This is a genomic window from Microbacterium sp. ProA8 (genome assembly GCF_039905635.1).
GTDB lineage: Bacteria > Actinomycetota > Actinomycetes > Actinomycetales > Microbacteriaceae > Microbacterium > Microbacterium chionoecetis.
Genome location: NZ_CP157000.1, coordinates 1,856,907 through 1,876,017 on the forward strand (window position 1 = coordinate 1,856,907; position 19,111 = coordinate 1,876,017).

At 69.0% G+C, this 19,111-nt stretch carries 18 protein-coding genes; 16 read left to right on the plus strand and 2 right to left on the minus strand.

What is annotated here, in order from left to right:
* Window positions 1-177 precede the first annotated feature (177 nt).
* Window positions 178-1,098, plus strand: a complete 921-nt coding sequence (locus ABG085_RS07990; RefSeq protein WP_347978859.1) for an RluA family pseudouridine synthase — start codon at window positions 178-180, stop codon at window positions 1,096-1,098.
* 42 nt (window positions 1,099-1,140) lie between these two features.
* On the opposite strand, the gene ABG085_RS07995 is transcribed toward ABG085_RS07990, so the two are convergent.
* Window positions 1,141-1,617, minus strand: a complete 477-nt coding sequence (locus ABG085_RS07995; RefSeq protein WP_347978860.1) for an NUDIX domain-containing protein — start codon at window positions 1,615-1,617, stop codon at window positions 1,141-1,143.
* A 96-nt stretch (window positions 1,618-1,713) separates the two neighbouring features.
* Here ABG085_RS07995 and ABG085_RS08000 point away from each other — a divergent pair, with 96 nt between their 5' ends.
* The 9 genes from ABG085_RS08000 (at window position 1,714) to ABG085_RS08040 (ending at window position 12,331) form a co-directional block, all read left to right on the plus strand.
* The gene (locus tag ABG085_RS08000) at window positions 1,714-2,283 is read left to right on the plus strand and encodes a GNAT family N-acetyltransferase (protein ID WP_347978861.1); all 570 of its coding nucleotides are present in this window, start codon (window positions 1,714-1,716) and stop codon (window positions 2,281-2,283) included.
* A 9-nt stretch (window positions 2,284-2,292) separates the two neighbouring features.
* On the plus strand, window positions 2,293-2,742 hold the full coding sequence (locus ABG085_RS08005; protein ID WP_347978862.1) for a hypothetical protein: 450 nt from the start codon (window positions 2,293-2,295) through the stop codon (window positions 2,740-2,742).
* Window positions 2,743-2,815: 73 nt separating this feature from the next.
* Window positions 2,816-3,421 (plus strand): sigma-70 family RNA polymerase sigma factor, encoded by a 606-nt coding sequence (locus ABG085_RS08010; RefSeq protein WP_347978863.1) that lies wholly within the window; start codon window positions 2,816-2,818, stop codon window positions 3,419-3,421.
* A complete protein-coding gene (locus ABG085_RS08015) occupies window positions 3,396-4,478 on the plus strand; it encodes a hypothetical protein (protein WP_347978864.1) in 1,083 nt (360 codons plus the stop codon). Before ABG085_RS08010 ends, ABG085_RS08015 begins: the two co-directional genes overlap by 26 nt.
* A 180-nt stretch (window positions 4,479-4,658) precedes the next feature.
* Window positions 4,659-8,177 (plus strand): DNA polymerase III subunit alpha, encoded by a 3,519-nt coding sequence (gene dnaE / locus ABG085_RS08020; RefSeq protein ID WP_347978865.1) that lies wholly within the window; start codon window positions 4,659-4,661, stop codon window positions 8,175-8,177.
* Between the two features lie 118 nt (window positions 8,178-8,295).
* The gene (locus tag ABG085_RS08025) at window positions 8,296-9,432 is read left to right on the plus strand and encodes a hypothetical protein (protein ID WP_347978866.1); all 1,137 of its coding nucleotides are present in this window, start codon (window positions 8,296-8,298) and stop codon (window positions 9,430-9,432) included.
* Window positions 9,433-9,462: 30 nt separating this feature from the next.
* Complete coding sequence (hisD, locus tag ABG085_RS08030) at window positions 9,463-10,764, plus strand: histidinol dehydrogenase (protein WP_347978867.1); 1,302 nt, start codon at window positions 9,463-9,465, stop codon at window positions 10,762-10,764.
* Window positions 10,765-10,795: 31 nt separating this feature from the next.
* A complete protein-coding gene (gene nrdR, locus ABG085_RS08035) occupies window positions 10,796-11,287 on the plus strand; it encodes a transcriptional regulator NrdR (protein ID WP_347978868.1) in 492 nt (163 codons plus the stop codon).
* Between the two features lie 18 nt (window positions 11,288-11,305).
* Complete coding sequence (locus tag ABG085_RS08040; protein ID WP_347978869.1) at window positions 11,306-12,331, plus strand: quinone-dependent dihydroorotate dehydrogenase; 1,026 nt, start codon at window positions 11,306-11,308, stop codon at window positions 12,329-12,331.
* Between the two features lie 45 nt (window positions 12,332-12,376).
* Here the strand turns inward: ABG085_RS08040 and ABG085_RS08045 are convergent, their stop codons facing one another.
* Window positions 12,377-12,973, minus strand: coding sequence for a DUF3043 domain-containing protein (locus tag ABG085_RS08045; protein WP_347978870.1), 597 nt, complete (start codon window positions 12,971-12,973; stop codon window positions 12,377-12,379).
* A 47-nt stretch (window positions 12,974-13,020) separates the two neighbouring features.
* Between ABG085_RS08045 and ABG085_RS08050 the strand changes: the two genes are divergently transcribed.
* From ABG085_RS08050 to ABG085_RS08075, 6 genes are all read left to right on the plus strand, one after another.
* On the plus strand, window positions 13,021-14,421 hold the full coding sequence (locus ABG085_RS08050; RefSeq protein ID WP_347978871.1) for a dipeptidase: 1,401 nt from the start codon (window positions 13,021-13,023) through the stop codon (window positions 14,419-14,421).
* A gap of 127 nt (window positions 14,422-14,548) precedes the next feature.
* On the plus strand, window positions 14,549-14,914 hold the full coding sequence (gene erpA / locus ABG085_RS08055) for an iron-sulfur cluster insertion protein ErpA (protein WP_347978872.1): 366 nt from the start codon (window positions 14,549-14,551) through the stop codon (window positions 14,912-14,914).
* 170 nt (window positions 14,915-15,084) lie between these two features.
* The gene (coxB, locus tag ABG085_RS08060; protein ID WP_347978873.1) at window positions 15,085-15,987 is read left to right on the plus strand and encodes a cytochrome c oxidase subunit II; all 903 of its coding nucleotides are present in this window, start codon (window positions 15,085-15,087) and stop codon (window positions 15,985-15,987) included.
* Window positions 15,988-15,989: 2 nt separating this feature from the next.
* Window positions 15,990-17,753 carry a cytochrome c oxidase subunit I gene (ctaD, locus tag ABG085_RS08065; protein ID WP_347978874.1) on the plus strand — a complete coding sequence of 588 codons (1,764 nt, stop codon included), beginning with the start codon at window positions 15,990-15,992 and terminating at the stop codon, window positions 17,751-17,753.
* Window positions 17,754-18,218, plus strand: coding sequence for a cytochrome c oxidase subunit 4 (locus tag ABG085_RS08070; RefSeq protein ID WP_347978875.1), 465 nt, complete (start codon window positions 17,754-17,756; stop codon window positions 18,216-18,218).
* Window positions 18,219-18,273: 55 nt separating this feature from the next.
* On the plus strand, window positions 18,274-19,110 hold the full coding sequence (locus tag ABG085_RS08075; protein ID WP_347978876.1) for a protein phosphatase 2C domain-containing protein: 837 nt from the start codon (window positions 18,274-18,276) through the stop codon (window positions 19,108-19,110).
* The last annotated feature ends 1 nt before the right edge of the window (window position 19,111 follow it).

Below are 19,111 nucleotides of genomic sequence, written 5' to 3' on the forward strand. Positions count from 1 at the left end.
CCGCCAGCGAGTTCCCCGTAGCGGACGCCGATGCCGGGATCCCGGCCGACGAGCGCGGTCTGCCGCCACTGACGGCGAGCGAACAGCTCGCGGTCGAGGAAGCGGCCCAGCGCCAAGCGGATGACTTCCCGGCCGAGCCGGAGACCCGGCGACCCGGGTGCGACGCCGAGATCTGACATGGAATCCCGCAGCCTCCCCGTTCCCGACGGGCTCGACGGCGCTCGCGTCGATGCGGCGCTCGCGAAGATGCTCGGCTTCTCGCGCACCTTCGCGGCCGACGTGGCCGATGCCGGCGGCGTGTCCATGGACGGGCGCACACTCTCGAAGTCCGACAAGCTGCGGGGCGGTGCCTGGCTCGACGTGGCGTGGACCCCCAAGGAAGAGCCCCGCGTGATTCCGGTCGAGGTGCCCGACCTCGGCATCGTCTACGACGATGACGACATCGTCGTCGTCGACAAGCCCACCGGTGTGGCCGCGCACCCTTCGCTGGGATGGGAGGGACCGACGGTGCTGGGCGCCCTCGCCGCCGGCGGCTACCGTATCGCGACGACGGGCGCTGCGGAGCGTCAGGGCGTGGTGCACCGCCTCGATGTCGGCACCAGCGGGCTCATGGTGGTCGCGAAGACCGAGTCCGCGTACGTCGCGCTCAAGCGCGCTTTCAAGGAGCGCGAGGTCGAGAAGATCTACCACGCTGTCGTGCAGGGTCACCCCGACCCGCTCGCCGGCACGATCGACGCGCCCATCGGGCGGCATCCTTCGCATTCGTGGAAGTTCGCCGTCACGCCCGACGGCAAGGATTCGGTCACGCACTACGAGACGCTCGAGGCCTTCCGCGGTGCGTCGCTGCTCGAGATCCATCTCGAGACGGGTCGCACGCACCAGATCCGGGTGCACATGGCTGCCCATCGGCATCCGTGCGTCGGCGATCCGCTGTACGGCGCCGACCCGACGATGTCAGCGAGACTCGGCCTCACGCGTCAGTGGCTGCATGCGCACGAGCTCTCATTCGCCCACCCGGCGACGGGGGAGTGGGTCACTTTCACGTCGCCCTACCCCGCCGACCTCGCCCACGCGCTCGAGGTGCTGCGCGGCGACTGACCGCGCGCGCACCGCACGCCTCGGGGCGGTGCGGGCGACCGGTCAGAGGCCGCCCTCGAACCGGGCGACGTGCTCGTCGAGCAGCGCGTACTCGATACGCCGGCGCATATCGGGAAGCTCGAGCGCCGGCAGCGCATCGACGTCGTACCAGCCGACCTCGGTCATCTCGCCGTCTGCCGGGAAGGGGTCTCCGGACACCCACGTGCAGCGGAAGGTGAGGTCGAGGTAGTCGGACTGGTCGCCGTTCGGGTACGTCACCCGCGGGATCTGGTGCACCCACGCGAGCCGCTCGACGCGGCACACGACGTCGGCCTCCTCGAGCGTCTCCCGCACCGCGGCATCGGCGGGCTCCTCGCCCGGGTCGACGATGCCCGTCACCGGTGTGAGGTGCCCGTTGTCACTGCGGCGGCCGAGCAGCACCTGTCCCTCGCGCAGCACGACGGCGGTCACACCGACGAGCGGCAGCGGGCGCGTGCCGACGAATCGGCGCAGATCGAGGACGAAGTCGGGGGTCGGCATGCCCCCACCGTATTGCCGCCCGCCGCGTCGTCATGGGCGCCGCGACGGCGGTGTCTGCGGCTGGCGGATGTCGGATGCCGTGGGCACACTGGTCGCATGGCGATCGAGGTGCGACCGGCCACGGTGTTCGAGGACGTGGCGGCTCTGGTGGGGCCGAAGAACCCGGAGTCGAACGTGTGCTTCTGCCTGAGCTACCGCATCCCGGCCAAGGAGGCGACCGCCCTGCGTGGGCCGGAGCGCGCGGAACGCGTGCGGCGGCTCATGCACGAGGAGGGGCCGATCGGCGTCCTCGCGTACGACGGCGAAGAGCCCGTCGGCTGGGCGGCGGTGGCACCGCGCACCCGAACGCACTTCGCGACGTTCCGTAAGATCCCGCACGTCGATGACCTCGACGTGTGGTCGCTGTGGTGCTTCCGCGTGCGTCCCGGCCACCGCAAGAAGGGTGTGATGCATGCGCTGATCGACGGAGCCGTCGACTTCGCGCGGCAGAGCGGCGCGCCCGCGATCGAGGGGTACCCGGTCGACAACGGCGATGCCAGGGTGGACCTCACGATGGCCTACGTCGGCACGCGGCGCCTGTTCGAGCAGGCCGGGTTCGCCAAGGCGGCCGACACGACGTCGGTGCTCTCGGGATTCCCGCGTGTGCTCATGCGGCGCGACCTCTAGCGTGGACGCGTGAACCACCTCCTGCAGCGCCGCCTCGAACGTGCGAACACGCTCTATCTCGACTTCCTCGACACGATCCCGACCGAGCACCTCGGCTCGCATCTGCGCGACCTGCCGTCGGACACGATCGGTCACCAGCTGTGGTGCGTGCTCGGCGCGCGCGAGAGCTACCCGAAGGCCGCCCGCGCGGGGGAGTGGCAGGGCTTCACGAGCCCCGTCACACGCGACGGGACGACGGATGCCGCGGCCCTCCGCGCCGCCTTCGTCCAGACCGCCGCCGACGTCGATGAGTGGGTCGCCGGCATCGACGCCGGCGACGAGGACTCGCTCCGCTACGTCCTCGCCCTCCTCGAGCACGAGACGCAGCATCAGGGCCAGCTCATCCGATACCTCTACGGCCTCGGCATCGACCGACCGCACTCGTGGCAGCAGCAGTACGCGCTCGATGAGGACTTCTGAGCGACCGAGTTTCTGAGAGACCGAGTTTCTGAGATTCCGTGAACCGTCCGAGCGGCATACGGCAATACCCGTTGTGAGTACAGACAGCGACATCATCTGCCGTTCGGTCGACGTCCCCTCCGCCTTCGCGGAGGTGTTCGAGCGGCACGCGCGGGTGATCGGCGCGTTCGCTGCGCGGCGCGTGGGAACGGATGCCGCGCAGGACGTCCTGAGCGAGACCATGCTCGTCGCGTTCCGGCGTCGGCGGGACTTCGACGCCACCTGGGATTCGGCGAAGCCCTGGCTCCTCGGCATCGCGTCGCGCGTGATCAAGAAGCACCGCGCCGACGAGGCCCGGCAGTGGCGCTCGTTCGAGGCATCCGTCTCGCGCGGCGATCACACCAGCGACGGCGCGATCGAGGCGGCCGGCGACCGGGCGGATGCCTCGTCCGCTGTGCGTGCGCTGGCACCGCGGATCGCGGCGCTGGCCGCGCGCGACCGCGAGACGCTGCTCCTGTACGCGTGGGGCGACCTCACCTACGAGGAGATCGGCATGGCGCTCGGGGTTCCCGTCGGCACCGTGCGATCGCGCCTGAACCGGGTGCGGCGCAAGCTCGCGCCGCCGGGGTCGCACGCGTCCGTCCGACTCACGTGGATCGCGAAGGAGGAGACCGATGGAGCTTATGGAACGAGTGCGTGACCTGGGGCGGGACGCCCCGCCCCTGCCCGACGAGGGGATCGGCGCCGCACGGCGGGCGCTGCTCAGCGAGATCGCCCGGCAGGAGCGAGCGGATGCCGCGGCCACCCGCCGCCGCACCGTCCGCTGGATCGGCGGCTCGGCGCTGGCCGGCGGGCTGGCGGCGACGGCACTGGTGATCGGGTTCGTCGCGGTGCCGGCCACAGCGCCGACAGCGTCGGCTGCGGCACAGGTGCTGGAGAAGGCGGCGGCAGCGAGCATCCGGGCCGCAGAGGAGGTCGTGCCGGCCGGCAGCTACACGCGGGTCGACACCGCATTCACGTCGCTCACGACCTACGACGAGCAGATGCCTGCCGGTGCGAGGTTCAACAACGCCTTCCGCGCGGAGGCGGAAGCCGTGATCCTCATCGAGGATGAGTCGAGCGTCTACGTGCCCGCGGACCCCGAGGGTGAATGGGTGCGCGAGCGGAGTCCGTACCATGTGGCGGAATCGGTCGGCCCGCGTGCCGCGGAGGCCGCCGAGGCGTGGAGTCGTGAGCTGAACCCCGGGTTGGGATCGGCCGGCATCACCCGGTACCCCGCCGGCGTCGCCGAGGGCGGTCGCGATGGTGACGTGGTGACGTACTACCTGGACGGCCGCGAGACCTACGAGGACATGCCGACGGATCCCGACGGGGTGGTCGCATGGTTCGAGGAGCGGTACGGCGCGGAGGGCGAGCCCGACGGCATGGCGCACTTCTTCATCGAGACCATCGGCGACCTGATGTCGTTCAACCTGGCACCTGCGACAGCGCGCGCCGGGATGCTCAGAGCGTTCGCGTCCCTCCCGGGTGTGGAAGTCGTCGCGACCGACGGTGACCTGACCACACTCGCATACGAGCGGGACTTCGAAGCGGGACCGGCTCGCGTGGAGTTCGTGCTCGACACCGCGCGCGGCTACGTCGTGCAGTCGACCAACTGGGGGATGGGGGAGTACGACGAGCCCGTGGCCTTCGAGGGCGTCCCCGATTGGCAGAGCCGTACGGTGTCGACCGTCTCGATCGTCGATTCGGCGCCCTGACCCCGGATGAGAAGCCGGCTGTGAGGCGCCGGGCGGAGGCATCCGCTCGGCGCCTCGCGCATTGCAACGACCTTCAGCACAATGACCTTCAACTGGAAGGTGAGATCACCTCGCCAGGAGAGTCCGCGGACTCGCCACGGCCGTGGCGAGAGTGTCCGAGACCGTACCTAGACTCGATCCGTGGCATCCGACTCCTTCGTTCATCTGCACGTGCACAGCGAGTACTCGATGCTCGACGGCGCCGCCAAAATCGGCGCCATGACCCAGGCGGCGGCGGACTACGGCATGCCGGCGATCGCCGTCACCGACCACGGGAACACCTTCGCCGCGTTCGAGTTCTACAACGCCGCCAAGGCTGCGGGCGTGAAGCCGATCATCGGCCTCGAGGCCTACGTGACCCCGGGCACGCACCGCAGCGACAAGTCGCGCGTCCAATGGGGTTCACCCGAGCAGAAGAGCGATGACGTGTCGGGCTCGGGCGCCTACACCCACATGACGATGTGGAGTCAGAGCACGGAGGGCATGCACAACCTCTTCCGGCTGAGCTCGCTGTCGAGCATGGAGGGGTACTACTTCAAGCCGCGCATGGACCGGGAGCTGCTGGAGACCTACGGCAAGGGTCTCATCGCGACGACGGGCTGCCCGTCCGGGGAGGTGCAGACGCGCCTGCGGCTCGGCCAGTACGACGCCGCGCGCGCGGCGGCCGCGGAATTCCAGGACATCTTCGGCAAGGAGAACTACTTCGCCGAGATCATGGACCACGGGCTCTCGATCGAGCGCCGCGTCATGACCGACCTGATCCGCCTTTCGAAGGATCTCGGCATCCCCCTCGTCGCCACCAACGACTCCCACTACACCCACCAGCACGAGGCCGACGCGCACGCTGCGCTCCTCTGCGTGCAGTCCGGCTCGACGCTGGACGACCCGAACCGATTCAAGTTCGACGGCGACGGCTACTACATCAAGACGGCGCAGGAGATGCGGCAGATCTTCCGGGAGCACCCGGAAGCGTGCGACAACACCCTGCTCATCGCCGAGCGCTGCGAGGTCGAGTTCAACACGAGCGCGAACTACATGCCGCGCTTCCCGGTGCCCGACGGCGAGACCGAAGACAGCTGGCTCGTCAAGGAGGTCGAGACGGGACTGCACTACCGCTACCCCGACGGCATCCCCGACAAGGTCCGCAAGCAGGCCGAGTACGAGACCGGGATCATCCTCCAGATGGGCTTTCCCGGCTACTTCCTCGTCGTCGCCGACTTCATCAACTGGGCGAAGGACAACGGCATCCGAGTCGGCCCCGGCCGTGGCTCCGGTGCCGGCTCGATGGTGGCCTACGCCATGCGCATCACCGATCTCGACCCGCTCGAGCACGGCCTCATCTTCGAGCGGTTCCTCAACCCGGACCGCGTCTCGATGCCCGACTTCGACGTGGACTTCGACGACCGTCGCCGCGGCGAGGTGATCGACTACGTCACCGAGAAGTACGGCTCCGAGCGCGTCGCGCAGATCGTGACCTACGGGACGATCAAGTCGAAGCAGGCCCTGAAGGACGCGGGGCGTGTGCTCGGCTTCCCGTTCAGCATGGGCGAGCGTCTCACGAAGGCGATGCCGCCTGCCGTGATGGGCAAGGACATGCCGTTGAACGGCATGTTCGACCCGCAGCATCCGCGGTTCAAGGAGGCGAGCGAGTTCCGCGCCCTCATCGACACCGATCCCGATGCGAAGACGGTCTTCGATCGCGCGCTGGGGCTCGAGGGGCTCAAACGTCAATGGGGCGTGCACGCCGCCGGCGTCATCATGTCCAGCGAACCGCTGCTCGGCATCATCCCGATCATGCGCCGCGAGCAGGACGGCCAGATCGTCACGCAGTTCGACTACCCGTCGTGCGAGACGCTCGGGCTCATCAAGATGGACTTCCTGGGGCTGCGCAACCTCACGATCATCTCCGACGCGCTCGACAACATCCGGATGAACCGGGGCGAGGAGCTCGACCTCGAGCATCTCGCGCTCGATGATCGCGACGCCTACGACCTGCTCACCCGCGGCGACACCCTCGGCGTGTTCCAGCTCGACGGTGGCCCGATGCGGTCGCTCCTGCGCCTTCTGAAGCCCGACAACTTCGAGGACATCTCGGCCGTCATCGCGCTGTACCGACCCGGCCCGATGGGTGCCAACTCGCACATCAACTACGCCCTGCGCAAGAACGGTCAGCAGGAGATCACGCCGATCCACCCCGAGCTCGAAGAGCCGCTGAGGGACATCCTCGACACCAGCTACGGCCTGATCATCTATCAGGAGCAGGTCATGGCGATCGCGCAGAAGGTCGCAGGCTTCTCGCTCGGCCAGGCAGACATCCTCCGCCGCGCGATGGGCAAGAAGAAGAAGTCCGAGCTCGACAAGCAGTACGAGGGCTTCTCCGGCGGCATGAAGGAGCGCGGCTTCGGCGATGACGCCATCAAGGCGCTGTGGGACATCCTGCTGCCCTTCTCGGACTACGCGTTCAACAAGGCGCACTCGGCCGCGTACGGCCTGGTCTCGTACTGGACCGCGTACCTCAAAGCGCACTATCCCGCCGAGTACATGGCGGCGCTGCTGACCAGCGTCGGCGACTCCAAAGACAAGATGGCGGTATACCTCAACGAATGCCGCCGCATGGGCATCAAGGTGCTGCCGCCTGACGTGGGCGAGTCGATCCGATACTTCGCGGCAGTGGGGGAGGACATCCGATTCGGACTCGGCGCCGTCCGCAACGTCGGTGCCAACGTGGTCGACGGCATCGTCACCGCACGCAAGGATGCGACGTTCGCGTCGTTCCACGACTTCCTGGTCAAAGTCCCGATGCATGTGGCCAACAAGCGCACCATCGAGTCGCTCATCAAGGCCGGTGCGTTCGACTCCATGGGCGACACTCGCCGTGCTCTGCTCGAGGTGCATGAGGATGCGACCGAAGCGGCCGTCGACCGCAAGCGGAACGAGGCGCAGGGCGCCATCGGGTTCGATTTCGACAGCCTGTACGACGCCGTCGAAGAGGTCGCGCCGCCGAAGGTGCCGCCGCGTCCGGAGTGGACCAAGAAGGACAAGCTCGCCTTCGAGCGCGAGATGCTGGGCCTCTACGTATCGGATCACCCGCTCGCGGGTCTCGAGATCCCGCTCGCCAAGCACGCCTCGACGAGCATCCACGACCTGCTGGCGTCGGAAGACATCGGCGACGGCGACCAGGTGACGATCGCGGGCCTCGTGACCAGCGTGCAGCACCGCGTGGCCAAGCAGAGCGGCAATCCCTACGGCATGATCACGGTCGAGGACTTCGACGGCGAGATCACCGTGATGTTCATGGGCAAGACGTACACCGAGTTCCAGCACATGCTCGTGGCCGACTCGATCCTCGTGGTGCGCGGGCGGGTGTCGCGACGCGACGACGGCATGAACCTGCATGCGCAGTCGGCGTTCACCCCCGATCTCGGCACGGTCGACGACTCGAGCTCTTTGGTGCTCGTCATGCCCGAGCGTCGCGCGAGCGAAGCCCTCATCGGCGAGCTGCTGCTGACCCTGACCCGCCACGCGGGTGACACCGAGGTGTCGCTCAAGCTCCACAGCGGCACCGTGGCGAAGGTCTTCGAGGTGCCGCACACGGTGCGGATCACCCCTGATCTGTACGGCGAGCTGAAAGGTCTTCTCGGGCCGCAGTGCCTGGGATGACGCGGTGACGCGAAGGCGACGACGAATGTCGCCGTGTCACGCGTGGTCTCATCGCGGTCTCATGGGCCGTGGGTAATATCGGGTCGACGCGGGCCTCAGTCCGCCGGAAGGGACGATCGTGACGGACGAGAAGCAGGACGGGAACATCGACGAGGCGGTTGCGACCGAAGAGCCGCCGCAGTACGGAGTGGGGCCGTTCTCGATCCGCGAGGTCGCCCTCGCGGGCACGTGGCTCGTCGCATTCGTGGTGTCGTTCTTCCCGATCTACGGAGACCTGGGCGAAGGTCCGTCGGTCTGGAGCAGCGGGATCGACTGGGTTCTCACCGTGGGCGTGCCCACGGTGGCGGTGTTCCTCATCGTGTTGCGCCGGCTCTCGCCGCAGGGCATCCGCCGGGTCGGATCCCTCGGGATCGACCAGTTCGCGTCCGTCGCGTTCTCGGTCGCCACCGTGCTGTGGCTCACCATCATCTGGAACTCGTTCATCCGGCTCGCCAATCAACGCGAGTTCCTCGGCACCTGGGTCGTGTGGGTGGAGTTCTTCCTCATGCTCGCCGGCGTCTTCCTTACCGTGCTGGCGCCGTTCATCGCGCCCTTCGCCCAGGACTTCCGCGGTCGCCCCGAGGTTCCGGCCCATCGCAGCGCCCGTCCGGTGCTGCCGGTTTCGCCCCGCCCGGCGTTCGTGCGACAGGAGCCCGCCGCCGACGAGTACGCGCCCTACGCCGACAGCGACAGCACCGACGACAACGCTTATGGAGCCGCCCCGGCGTACGCCGCTCAGGCACCCGCGACGCCGTACGCCGACTCTTCTACGAGCCGGGAGGCCGAGGCCGCGGGCGTCGACGAGACGCCCCGCGCCGCGGCCGATGACGCCGAGACCACGGTCCTCCCGCTCGACGAGCACGACGCCGACGCCGATGTGCGCGCGGACGCCGCCGCGCCGGCGACCGCGACCACCGTCGTCGCCGAGGAGCCCGCGGCGACCGAGCCGGTCCACGCGCGCGAGTCGTTCGAGCACGTCGAGAATCCGTCGTCGACGGTCGAGCCGGCTGCAGCGACCGCGCCTCAGCACCAGGCGTTCTGGGCCCTCGTTCCGGAGGAGCGCGACATCGTGGACGAGATCGGCATCCCGGTGTTCCGCATCGGACCGACCGCCTGGGCGCTTGTCATCGAGGATCGCGGCGACGCCTTCGTGGTGCGCCACGAGGACGGTCGCATCGGTTACCTGCACGACGTCTCGGGCGTCACGCGCGGCTGAGCGCGTCCGCCCGCGCGGTACCGTAGACGGATGCTCCGGACGATCGACCTGCGCGGGCGCACGCTCTCGCCCGCTGAACTGCTCGCGACCGTTCCCCGTGCCGCCGCGGCGCGGGAGGAGGCCCTCGCGACGGCGGCGCACATCGTCGACGACGTCGCGGCTCGCGGCGAGACAGCTCTGCGCGAGCAGGCCGAGAGATTCGACGGCGCCACGGACCACGACATCCGGGTTCCCGCCGCGCACCTCGACGAGGCCCTTGCGGCGCTCGACCCGGGGGTGCGTTCGGCACTCGAAGAAGCCATCGCGCGCGTCCGGGTGGCGTCCGCAGCCCAGGTTCCGGCGCCGACGGTCACCGACCTCGGACCCGGCGCGCGGGTGACGCAGCGGTGGCAGCCGGTGCGTCGCGTCGGCCTGTACGTCCCGGGCGGCAAGGCGGTCTACCCCTCGAGCGTCGTGATGAACGTCGTGCCCGCCCAGGTGGCCGGCGTGAGTGAGATCGCGCTCGCCTCGCCGCCGCAGCGCCAGTTCGGCGGCCGGGTGCACCCGGTGATCCTCGGCGCCGCGCGCCTCCTCGGCGTCACCGAGGTGTACGCGATGGGCGGGGCGGGGGCGATCGGCGCGCTCGCGCACGGCGTCGCGTCGCTCGGCCTCGAGCCGGTGGACGTCGTCACCGGCCCCGGCAACAACTTCGTGGCCGCCGCCAAGCGCGCGGTCGCGGGTCTGGTCGGGACGGATGCCGAAGCCGGCGCCACCGAGATCCTCGTGGTCGCCGACGACACGGCCGACGCGCGCCTGGTCGCCGTCGACCTCATCAGCCAGGCCGAGCACGACGAACAGGCCTCCGCCGTGCTGGTGACGACCTCCGAGCGCCTGGCGGACGAGGTGCGCGCGGCGATCGCCCCGCGGGCGGCGGTGACGCGGCACGCCGAGCGCGTCGCCACGGCACTCGCCGGCCCGCAGTCCGCGATCGTGCTCGTCGACGACCTCGCAGCGGCCACGGCGTTTTCGAACGCGTATGCGCCGGAGCACCTCGAGCTGCACCTGGCCGACCCCCGCCCAGGGGACTTCGTCCACGCGGGCGCGGTGTTCGTGGGGCCGGACTCGCCGGTCAGCCTCGGCGACTACCTCGCCGGCAGCAACCACGTGCTGCCCACCGGCGGCCAGGCGCGCTACGCGGCCGGACTGTCGGCCGCGACCTTCCTGCGCCCGCAGCAGGTCATCGAGTACGACCGCGACGCGCTCTCGGTCGTCCGCGACGCGATCGTGACTCTGGCCGAGGCGGAGGCTCTCCCCGCCCACGGCGAGGCGATCACAGCCCGGTTCCAGGACTGAGACCGGATTCCCGGCGTAGGCTGTCTCTGCCATGCACTGCCCGTTCTGCCGCCACGCCGATTCGCGCGTCATCGACTCGCGCACCAGCGACGACGGTCTCAGCATCCGTCGCCGTCGTCAGTGCCCCCAATGCGGTGGCCGCTTCACGACGATCGAGACCGCCAGCCTCAACGTCATCAAGCGCTCCGGCGTGATCGAGCCGTTCAGCCGCGAGAAGGTCATGTCCGGCGTGCGGAAGGCCTGTCAGGGTCGTCCGGTGACGGAAGCGGATCTTGCGGTGCTCGCCCAGACGGTGGAGGAGAGCATCCGTCAGACCGGCGCCTCGCAGCTCGACGCCAACGAGATCGGGCTGGCCATCCTCGGACCACTGCGCGACCTGGACGAGGTGGCGTACCTGCGATTCGCGAGCGTCTACCAGGCGTTCGACTCGCTCGAGGACTTCGAGACGGCCATCGAGCAGCTGCGCGTGGACCACGGCCGCGCCCGCTCCGCGGACGAGGACGCAGCGGTCGCGGGGGAGTGACCGGATAGCCTAGGAGGGATGTATCCCCTCCTCTTCCGCACCGTGCTGTCGCGCATGGATCCCGAGTCCGCCCACCACAGTGCGATGGTCGTGATCCGGGTGCTGGGGGTCCGGCCCTTCTCGTGGGTCGCGCGCTCGATCACCCGGCCCGCCCCCCGACTTGCGACGACCGCGCTCGGTCTCGCGTTCGACTCGCCGTTCGGTGTCGCGGCAGGATTCGACAAGGACGTGAAGGGTGCGGCGGGGCTTCACGCCCTCGGTTTCGGTCACGTCGAGGTCGGCACCGTGACGGCGATCCCGCAGGAGGGAAACCCGCGCCCGCGGCTCTTCCGCCTGATCCCGGACCGCGCGGTCGTCAACCGCATGGGGTTCAACAATCACGGCGCCGAGGCTGCGGCCACCCGGCTGCGCCGGCTGCGCCGCCGCTCGCGGCGCACGGTGCTCGGTGTCAACATCGGCAAGAGTCGCGTCGTCGAGGTCGCCGACGCCACCGCCGACTACGTGCGCAGCGCGACGCTGCTCGCGCCGCTCGCCGACTACCTCGTCGTCAACGTGTCGTCGCCGAACACGCCGGGACTCCGCGGGCTGCAGGCCGCAGAGACGCTGCGGCCGCTGCTGGAGGCCGTGCGCCAGGCGGCGGGCACCACGCCGCTGCTGGTCAAGATCGCGCCCGACCTGCCCGACGACGAGGTCGTCGCGATCGCGCACCTCGCCGTCGACGCAGGACTGGCGGGCATTATCGCCACGAACACGACGATCTCGCGCGACGGGCTGGTCACCGATCCCGCCGTCGTCGCCGCTGCCGGAGACGGCGGTCTGTCGGGAGCCCCGCTGAAGGCGCGCGCGCTCGAGGTGCTGCGGCTGCTGCGCGAGACGGTTCCCGCCGGCTTCTGCGTCATCTCCGTCGGCGGGGTGGAGACGGCCGACGACGTGCAGGAGCGGCTGGATGCCGGAGCCACCCTGGTGCAGGGGTACACGGCTTTCCTCTACCGCGGCCCGCTGTGGGCCCGGCAGATCAACCGAGGGCTGGCGAAGCAGCGCTGACCCAGCCGGTGCCGCCGGCGGGGTCGGGCTTCTCGCCGCCGGGGATCAGGCCGGCTTCTGGCCGCGCTTGACCTGGGGCTTGGGCAGCCGCAGGAAGCGCATCTGGACGGTGCGCATCGCCGCGTACCAGCCCAGGCCCTTCTCGACCTTGCCCTCGCCGAACTTCTTCTTCGCGGCGCGCTTGACGGTGATGGACGTGATGACCATGTCGCCGATCACGAAGAAGATGAAGATCCACAGACCCACGAAGGCGTAGTACTGCACCGCCGGGAGGGGCAGGAACGTCGCGAGGATGACGAGCACCATCGCGGGCATGACGGCTTCACCGAGGTGCCAGCCGCCGTCGACCCAGTCGCGCACGAACTTGCGCTGCGGGCCCTGGTCACGCGCCGGCAGATAGCGCTGCTCGCCGTTGGCCATGCCGATGCGGGCCTTCTCCCGCTGGGTGGCGAGGTCGGCCTTCGCGCGCGCCCTCGCTTCCTTGGTGTCGGCCACGAGGGGGCGCTTGCGGGCGGCCTCCTGCTCGGCGCGGGAAGGAGTGGGGCGTCCCTTGGGCGAGGGACCGCTGAGGGGGACGCCGTTCAGCGTGGTGCCCTCCGACGGTGCGTCGTTGGACGAGGGTGCTGCAGGTGTCTTGGCCACGGATGATCCTCGATGTGCGGAGTAGGGGTGCACTTAAGATTACCCGCATGACCCCTGAGCTCTCCCGACAGGATGCTGTGCGCGATGCCGCGGCATCCGGCATCCCGTCCGCCCTCGCCGATCTCGGCACGCTGGTGCGCATTCCGTCCGTCGCCTTCCCCGGGTTCGACCCCGAGCAGGTGCAGCGCAGCGCAGAGGCGGTCGCCGCACTCGTGCGCGAGACCGGGCTCTTCGAGACGGTCGAGATCCGCACGGCGTCGGTGCCGGAGACGGGGGAGCAGGGCAACCCGGCCGTGCTCGCCACGCGGCCGGCCCGCAACGGCCGGCCGACGATCCTGCTGTACGCCCACCACGACGTGCAGCCGGTGGGCGACGAGTCGCTCTGGGAGTCGTCGCCCTTCGAGCCGACCGTCCGCGGTGGTCGTCTGTACGGGCGCGGCGCGGCCGACGACAAGGCGGGCATCATGGCCCACCTCGCGGCACTGCGCGCGCTGAAAGAGGGCATCGGCGACGACTTCGACCTCGGTGTCGCGCTGTTCTTCGAGGGCGAGGAGGAGGCGGGATCCCGCTCGTTCGCGCAGTTCCTCTCCGACAACGCCGACGCGCTCCGCGCCGATGTGATCGTCGTGGCCGACTCGGGGAACTGGGATGCGAAGACTCCCGCGCTGACGGTGTCGCTGCGGGGAAACACCCGCTTCACGCTGCGCGTGCGCACGCTCGAGCACGCGTCGCACTCCGGGATGTTCGGCGGTGCCGTCCCCGACGCCATGATGGCCACCGTCAAGCTGCTCTCGACGCTCTGGGACGACGACGGCGCCGTCGCCGTGGCGGGGCTGACGGAACGGGATGCCGACACCCCGCCGTACAGCGAAGAGACGCTGCGCGACGAGGCGGGGCTGCCCGCCGGCGTCTCGCCGATCGGCCGCGGAACGATCCTCAGCCGCATCTGGAACAAGCCGTCGATCACGGTGACCGGAATCGACGCGCCGAGCGTCGTCAATGCCTCCAACACGCTCAGCCCCGAGATCTCGGTGGTGATCAGCGCCCGCATCGCCCCCGGGCAGCGTGCACGTGACGCGTACGCCGCGATCGAGGCGCACCTGCGCGAACACGCGCCTTTCGGCGCGCAGCTCTCGTTCAGCGACCAGGACTTCGGCGACGCGTTCCTCGTCGACACCTCGGGCTGGGCGGTGGCGGCCGCGCGCGAGGCGCTCCACGAGGGCTACGGCGTCGAGTCCGTCGACATCGGCGTGGGCGGATCCATCCCGTTCATCGCGGACCTCGTGCGGGAGTTCCCCGGCGCGCAGATCCTCGTCACGGGCGTCGAGGATCCGCATTCGAAGGCGCACAGCCCGAACGAGTCGCTGCACCTCGAGACGTTCCGCAACGCCGTGCTGGCCGAGGCGCTGCTGCTCGAGAAGCTCGACGCCCGCACCTCGCAGGCGTAGGCGCCTCTCCGGGATCGGCGTGGACACGCCGATCTCGGAGCCTCCTCTCGGCGGGCACGCGTAGAATCGAGGCATCCCGCCGCCTGCAGTGGATGATCGATCCGGGCGGCCCTTCCGGAGGAGTGCCATGACCGACACCGCACTGACGACAGAGCAGACCGCGAACGAACACGGTGTGCTGCTGACCGACGCCGCCGCCGTCAAGGTGAAGAACCTGCTGAACCAGGAGGGGCGCGACGACCTCCGTCTGCGCGTCGCCGTGCAGCCCGGCGGATGCAGCGGCCTGATCTACCAGCTCTACTTCGACGAGCGGTACCTCGACGGTGACAAGACGGTCGACTTCGACGGCGTCGAGGTCATCGTCGACGACATGAGCGTCCCGTACCTCGACGGTGCCACGATCGACTTCAAGGACACGATCTCGGAGCAGGGGTTCACGATCGACAACCCCAACGCGGCGGGCTCCTGCGCCTGCGGCGACAGCTTCCACTGACAGGTCGGCGCTCCGACACTTTTCCGGCGGGTCCGGCACGCTTTGAAATAGCGGCCGGGCCCGCCTTTTTCGGTCTGTACGGCGCGATTCAACCTGGGCGGATGGCCTGAATCCCCTGGGCGCTTGCCCTAGACTGGCGAGAGTCCTGTTCGTGATCGGAAAGGTGCACAGTGCCTTCGAAACGCCGTATCCGCTGGGCCGTTCTCCCGCTCGGGATCGCAACGGCAGCAGTCCTCGCCGGATGCACCCCGACCGAGCTGCACGGCTTCCTCCCCGGGTTCACCGAAGACGGCCAGCCGGCCACCAACCGCACCGACATGGTCGCGGGTCTGTGGGTCAACTCCTGGATCGTCCTGCTCGCCGTGGGTGTCGTCACCTGGGGTCTCATGGGCTGGGCCGCGATCGCGTACCGCCGTCGCAAGGGTCAGATGGGCCTTCCGGTCCAGCTGCGCTACAACATGCCGATCGAGATCTTCTACACGATCGTGCCCCTCATCCTGGTGATCGGCTTCTTCGCCTTCACCGCGCGCGACCAGACGATCCTCGAGACGCAGTACGACGAGCCCGACGTGTCGATCACGGCGATCGGCAAGCAGTGGGCCTGGGACTTCCAGTACGACGGCGAGTCCGACGACGACACCGTCTGGACCATGGGCGTCCAGGCGCAGAGCGCTGCGAACGGCGACCGCGACGAAGCGGCCCTGCCGACGCTCTACCTGCCGGTCGACCAGACGGTGAAGATCAAGCTGCAGTCGCGCGACGTCATCCACTCGTTCTGGATCATCGACTTCCTGTACAAGAAGGACATGTACATCGGCAAGGACAACTACTGGTCCTTCACGCCGACCCGCGAGGGCACGTATGCCGGCAAGTGCGCCGAGCTCTGCGGCGAGTACCACTCGGCGATGCTGTTCAACGTGAAGGTCGTGAGCGAGAGCGAGTACGAGGATTACCTCGAGTCGCTCCGCGACGCCGGTCAGACCGGTGACATCAACGACGCGTACGACCGCCTGCAGAACGCCCCGGGAACGGGTGCCACCGGCGAGGCGTCAGACGAAGAGGGAGACCAGTGATCATGGCGACGACGCTTCCGCTCCAGGAGACGACGCAGGGTCGCCCGACGACCCTGCCGCCCCGCCAGGCCGCACTGCTCAGCGCTTCGCGCGTCGAGCAGAAGGGCAACATCATCGTCAAGTGGATCACCTCCACCGACCACAAGACGATCGGCTACCTCTACCTCATCTCGTCCGTCATCTTCTTCCTCCTCGGTGGAGTGATGGCGCTGATCATCCGTGCGGAGCTCTTCGAGCCCGGCATGCAGATCATCCCGACGAAAGAGCAGTACAACCAGCTGTTCACGATGCACGGCACGATCATGCTGCTGATGTTCGCGACGCCGCTGTTCGCCGGCTTCGCGAACGCGATCCTGCCGCTGCAGATCGGCGCACCGGACGTCGCGTTCCCGCGTCTGAACGCGTTCGCCTTCTGGCTGTTCCTCTTCGGCTCGACGATCGCCGTCGCCGGCTTCCTCACCCCGCAGGGCGCGGCGTCGTTCGGCTGGTTCGCCTATCAGCCGCTCGCGAATGCCAGCTTCTCTCCCGGCGCGGGAGGAAACCTCTGGATGCTCGGCCTCGGCATGAGCGGTTTCGGCACGATTCTCGGCGCGGTGAACTTCATCACCACGATCATCACGATGCGCGCGCCCGGCATGACGATGTGGCGCATGCCGATCTTCTCGTGGAACACGCTGATCACCAGCATCCTGGTCCTGATGGCCTTCCCGGTGCTGGCAGCCGCGATCCTCGCCGCTGCCGCGGATCGCGTGCTCGGCGCCCACATCTACGACCCCGCGAACGGCGGCGTCCTGCTGTGGCAGCACCTGTTCTGGTTCTTCGGCCACCCCGAGGTGTACATCATCGCGCTGCCGTTCTTCGGCATCGTCTCGGAGATCTTCCCGGTCTTCAGCCGCAAGCCGATCTTCGGCTACAAGACGCTCGTCTACGCGACGATCGCGATCGCTGCGCTGTCGGTCGCGGTGTGGGCTCACCACATGTACGTGACCGGCGCCGTGCTGCTGCCCTTCTTCGCCCTCATGACGATGCTCATCGCGGTGCCGACGGGCGTGAAGATCTTCAACTGGATCGGAACGCTCTGGCGAGGGTCTGTGACGTTCGAGACGCCCATGGTCTTCGCCCTCGGCTTCCTCGTGTCGTTCGTCTTCGGTGGTCTCACCGGCGTGATCCTCGCATCGCCGCCGCTCGACTTCGCCCTGTCGGACTCGTACTTCGTCGTGGCGCACTTCCACTACGTCGTCTTCGGCACGGTCGTCTTCGCGATGTTCGCCGGCTTCTACTTCTGGTGGCCGAAGTGGACCGGTCGGATGCTCAACGAGCGCCTCGGCTACGTGCACTTCTGGATGCTCTTCATCGGCTTCCACATGACCTTCCTCATCCAGCACTGGCTGGGCGTGGACGGCATGGTCCGCCGCTACGCCGATTACTCGGAGGCGGACGGCTGGACCTGGCAGAACCAGGTGTCGACGATCGGTGCGATCCTTCTGGGCGCTTCGATGATCCCGTTCCTCTTCAACGTCTGGATCACGTCGCGCAGGGCGCCGAAGGTGACCGTCAACGACCCGTGGGGCTACGGCGCGTCGCTCGAATGGGCGACCTCTTGCCCGCCGCCGCGGCACAACTTCACCTCGATCCCGCGCATCCGCAGCGAGCGGCCCGCGTTCGACCTGAACCACCCCGAGGCGGGCATCCCCGTGGGCGTCGGCCCGGCGAAGGACGCCCCCGAAGCCCCGGTTGCCGACCTCGCCGAGGGAGAGGTGAAGTAAGTGCGCACCAACACCGGACTCTGGTGGCTCCTCTCCGTATTCTTCCTGCTCGTCGGGGTGGTCTACACCGCGTGGAACCTGCTGTCGAACTGGGACACGAACGCCACAGGCGGACAGCAGCTGTGGGAGACGGTCACCCTCTCGATCGAGTGGGTCGGCAGCATCGCGCTGCTGTTCACGGCGATGATGGCCGCCCTCATCGCGTTCTACATCGGCCGCGTGCACAGCGCCCAGGGCGGTGAGCTGCCTGAGGACCGCCTCACGGCCGACATCGACGACGGCGACCCGGAACTCGGTGAGTTCAGCCCGTGGTCGTGGTGGCCCATCGTGCTCGCCTTCTCGGCAGCGCTCGGCATGATCGGCCTCGCGGTCGGCGCCTGGCTCATGCCCATCGGCATCGGGGTCTTCGTGGTCGCGATCGTCGGGTGGGTGTACGAGTACTACCGCGGATACTTCGCCCGCTGATCGTCGATATGACGCTTCGCGTGGCTCACCACGCACCGTGCCCGGGGGCCTGTCGATGACGGGGACCCGGGCACGTCTTCGTGCGGCCGCGTTCTCCGACATCGGTCTGCATCGCGCGACCAACCAGGATGCCGCTTTCACGTCGACCTGGGGAGCCGCCGTGGCCGACGGCGTCGGCGGGGGACCTGCCGGCGACCTGGCCTCGGCGACCTTCATCCACCGCCTCGCGGCGGGCCGGCTGGACGGGCTCGAGCCTCTACAGCTCGCGGACAGCGTGCGGTCGGCGAACTGGGATCTGCGCGCCCACGTCGAGCGTGATCCGTCGCTCCTCGGCATGGCAACGACGTTCACCGGCATCTTCGTGGCGCGCGACGGCGGCGTCCTGCTCGCGCACACCGGCGACTCCCGCGCCTACCGCCTGCGCCGCGGGCAGCTGGTGCAGGTGAGCCGGGACGATTCGCTCGTCCAGGCGCTGGTGGACCAGGGCCTCGTGTCGATCGCAGAGGCAGCCTCACACCCTCGACGCAACCTCATCACCGCCTCCCTCAGCGGTGCTGAGCGTGACGGCGCTGCGGTGATCGCCTTCGATGCGCCGGTGGGGGACCGTTGGCTGCTCTGCAGCGACGGGCTCACCGACTACGTTCCGGATGCCGACATCCGTGCGCTTCTGGTGGGCATCCCGGATGCCGCGGCAGCGGCTGAAGCGTGCGTCACCCTCGCCCTCGACGCCGGCAGCCGCGACAACGTCACCGTGGTGGTGTGCGACATCGTCGATCCTGAGCTGCTGCGGCGCACACGCGGCCTGGCGGCCCGCCGGGCGGAGCTGGCACCGACGTCGTTCTACGGCGCGGCAGCCACGCGCTTCATGGAAGGGCTCGAGTCGTCGGCCTGAC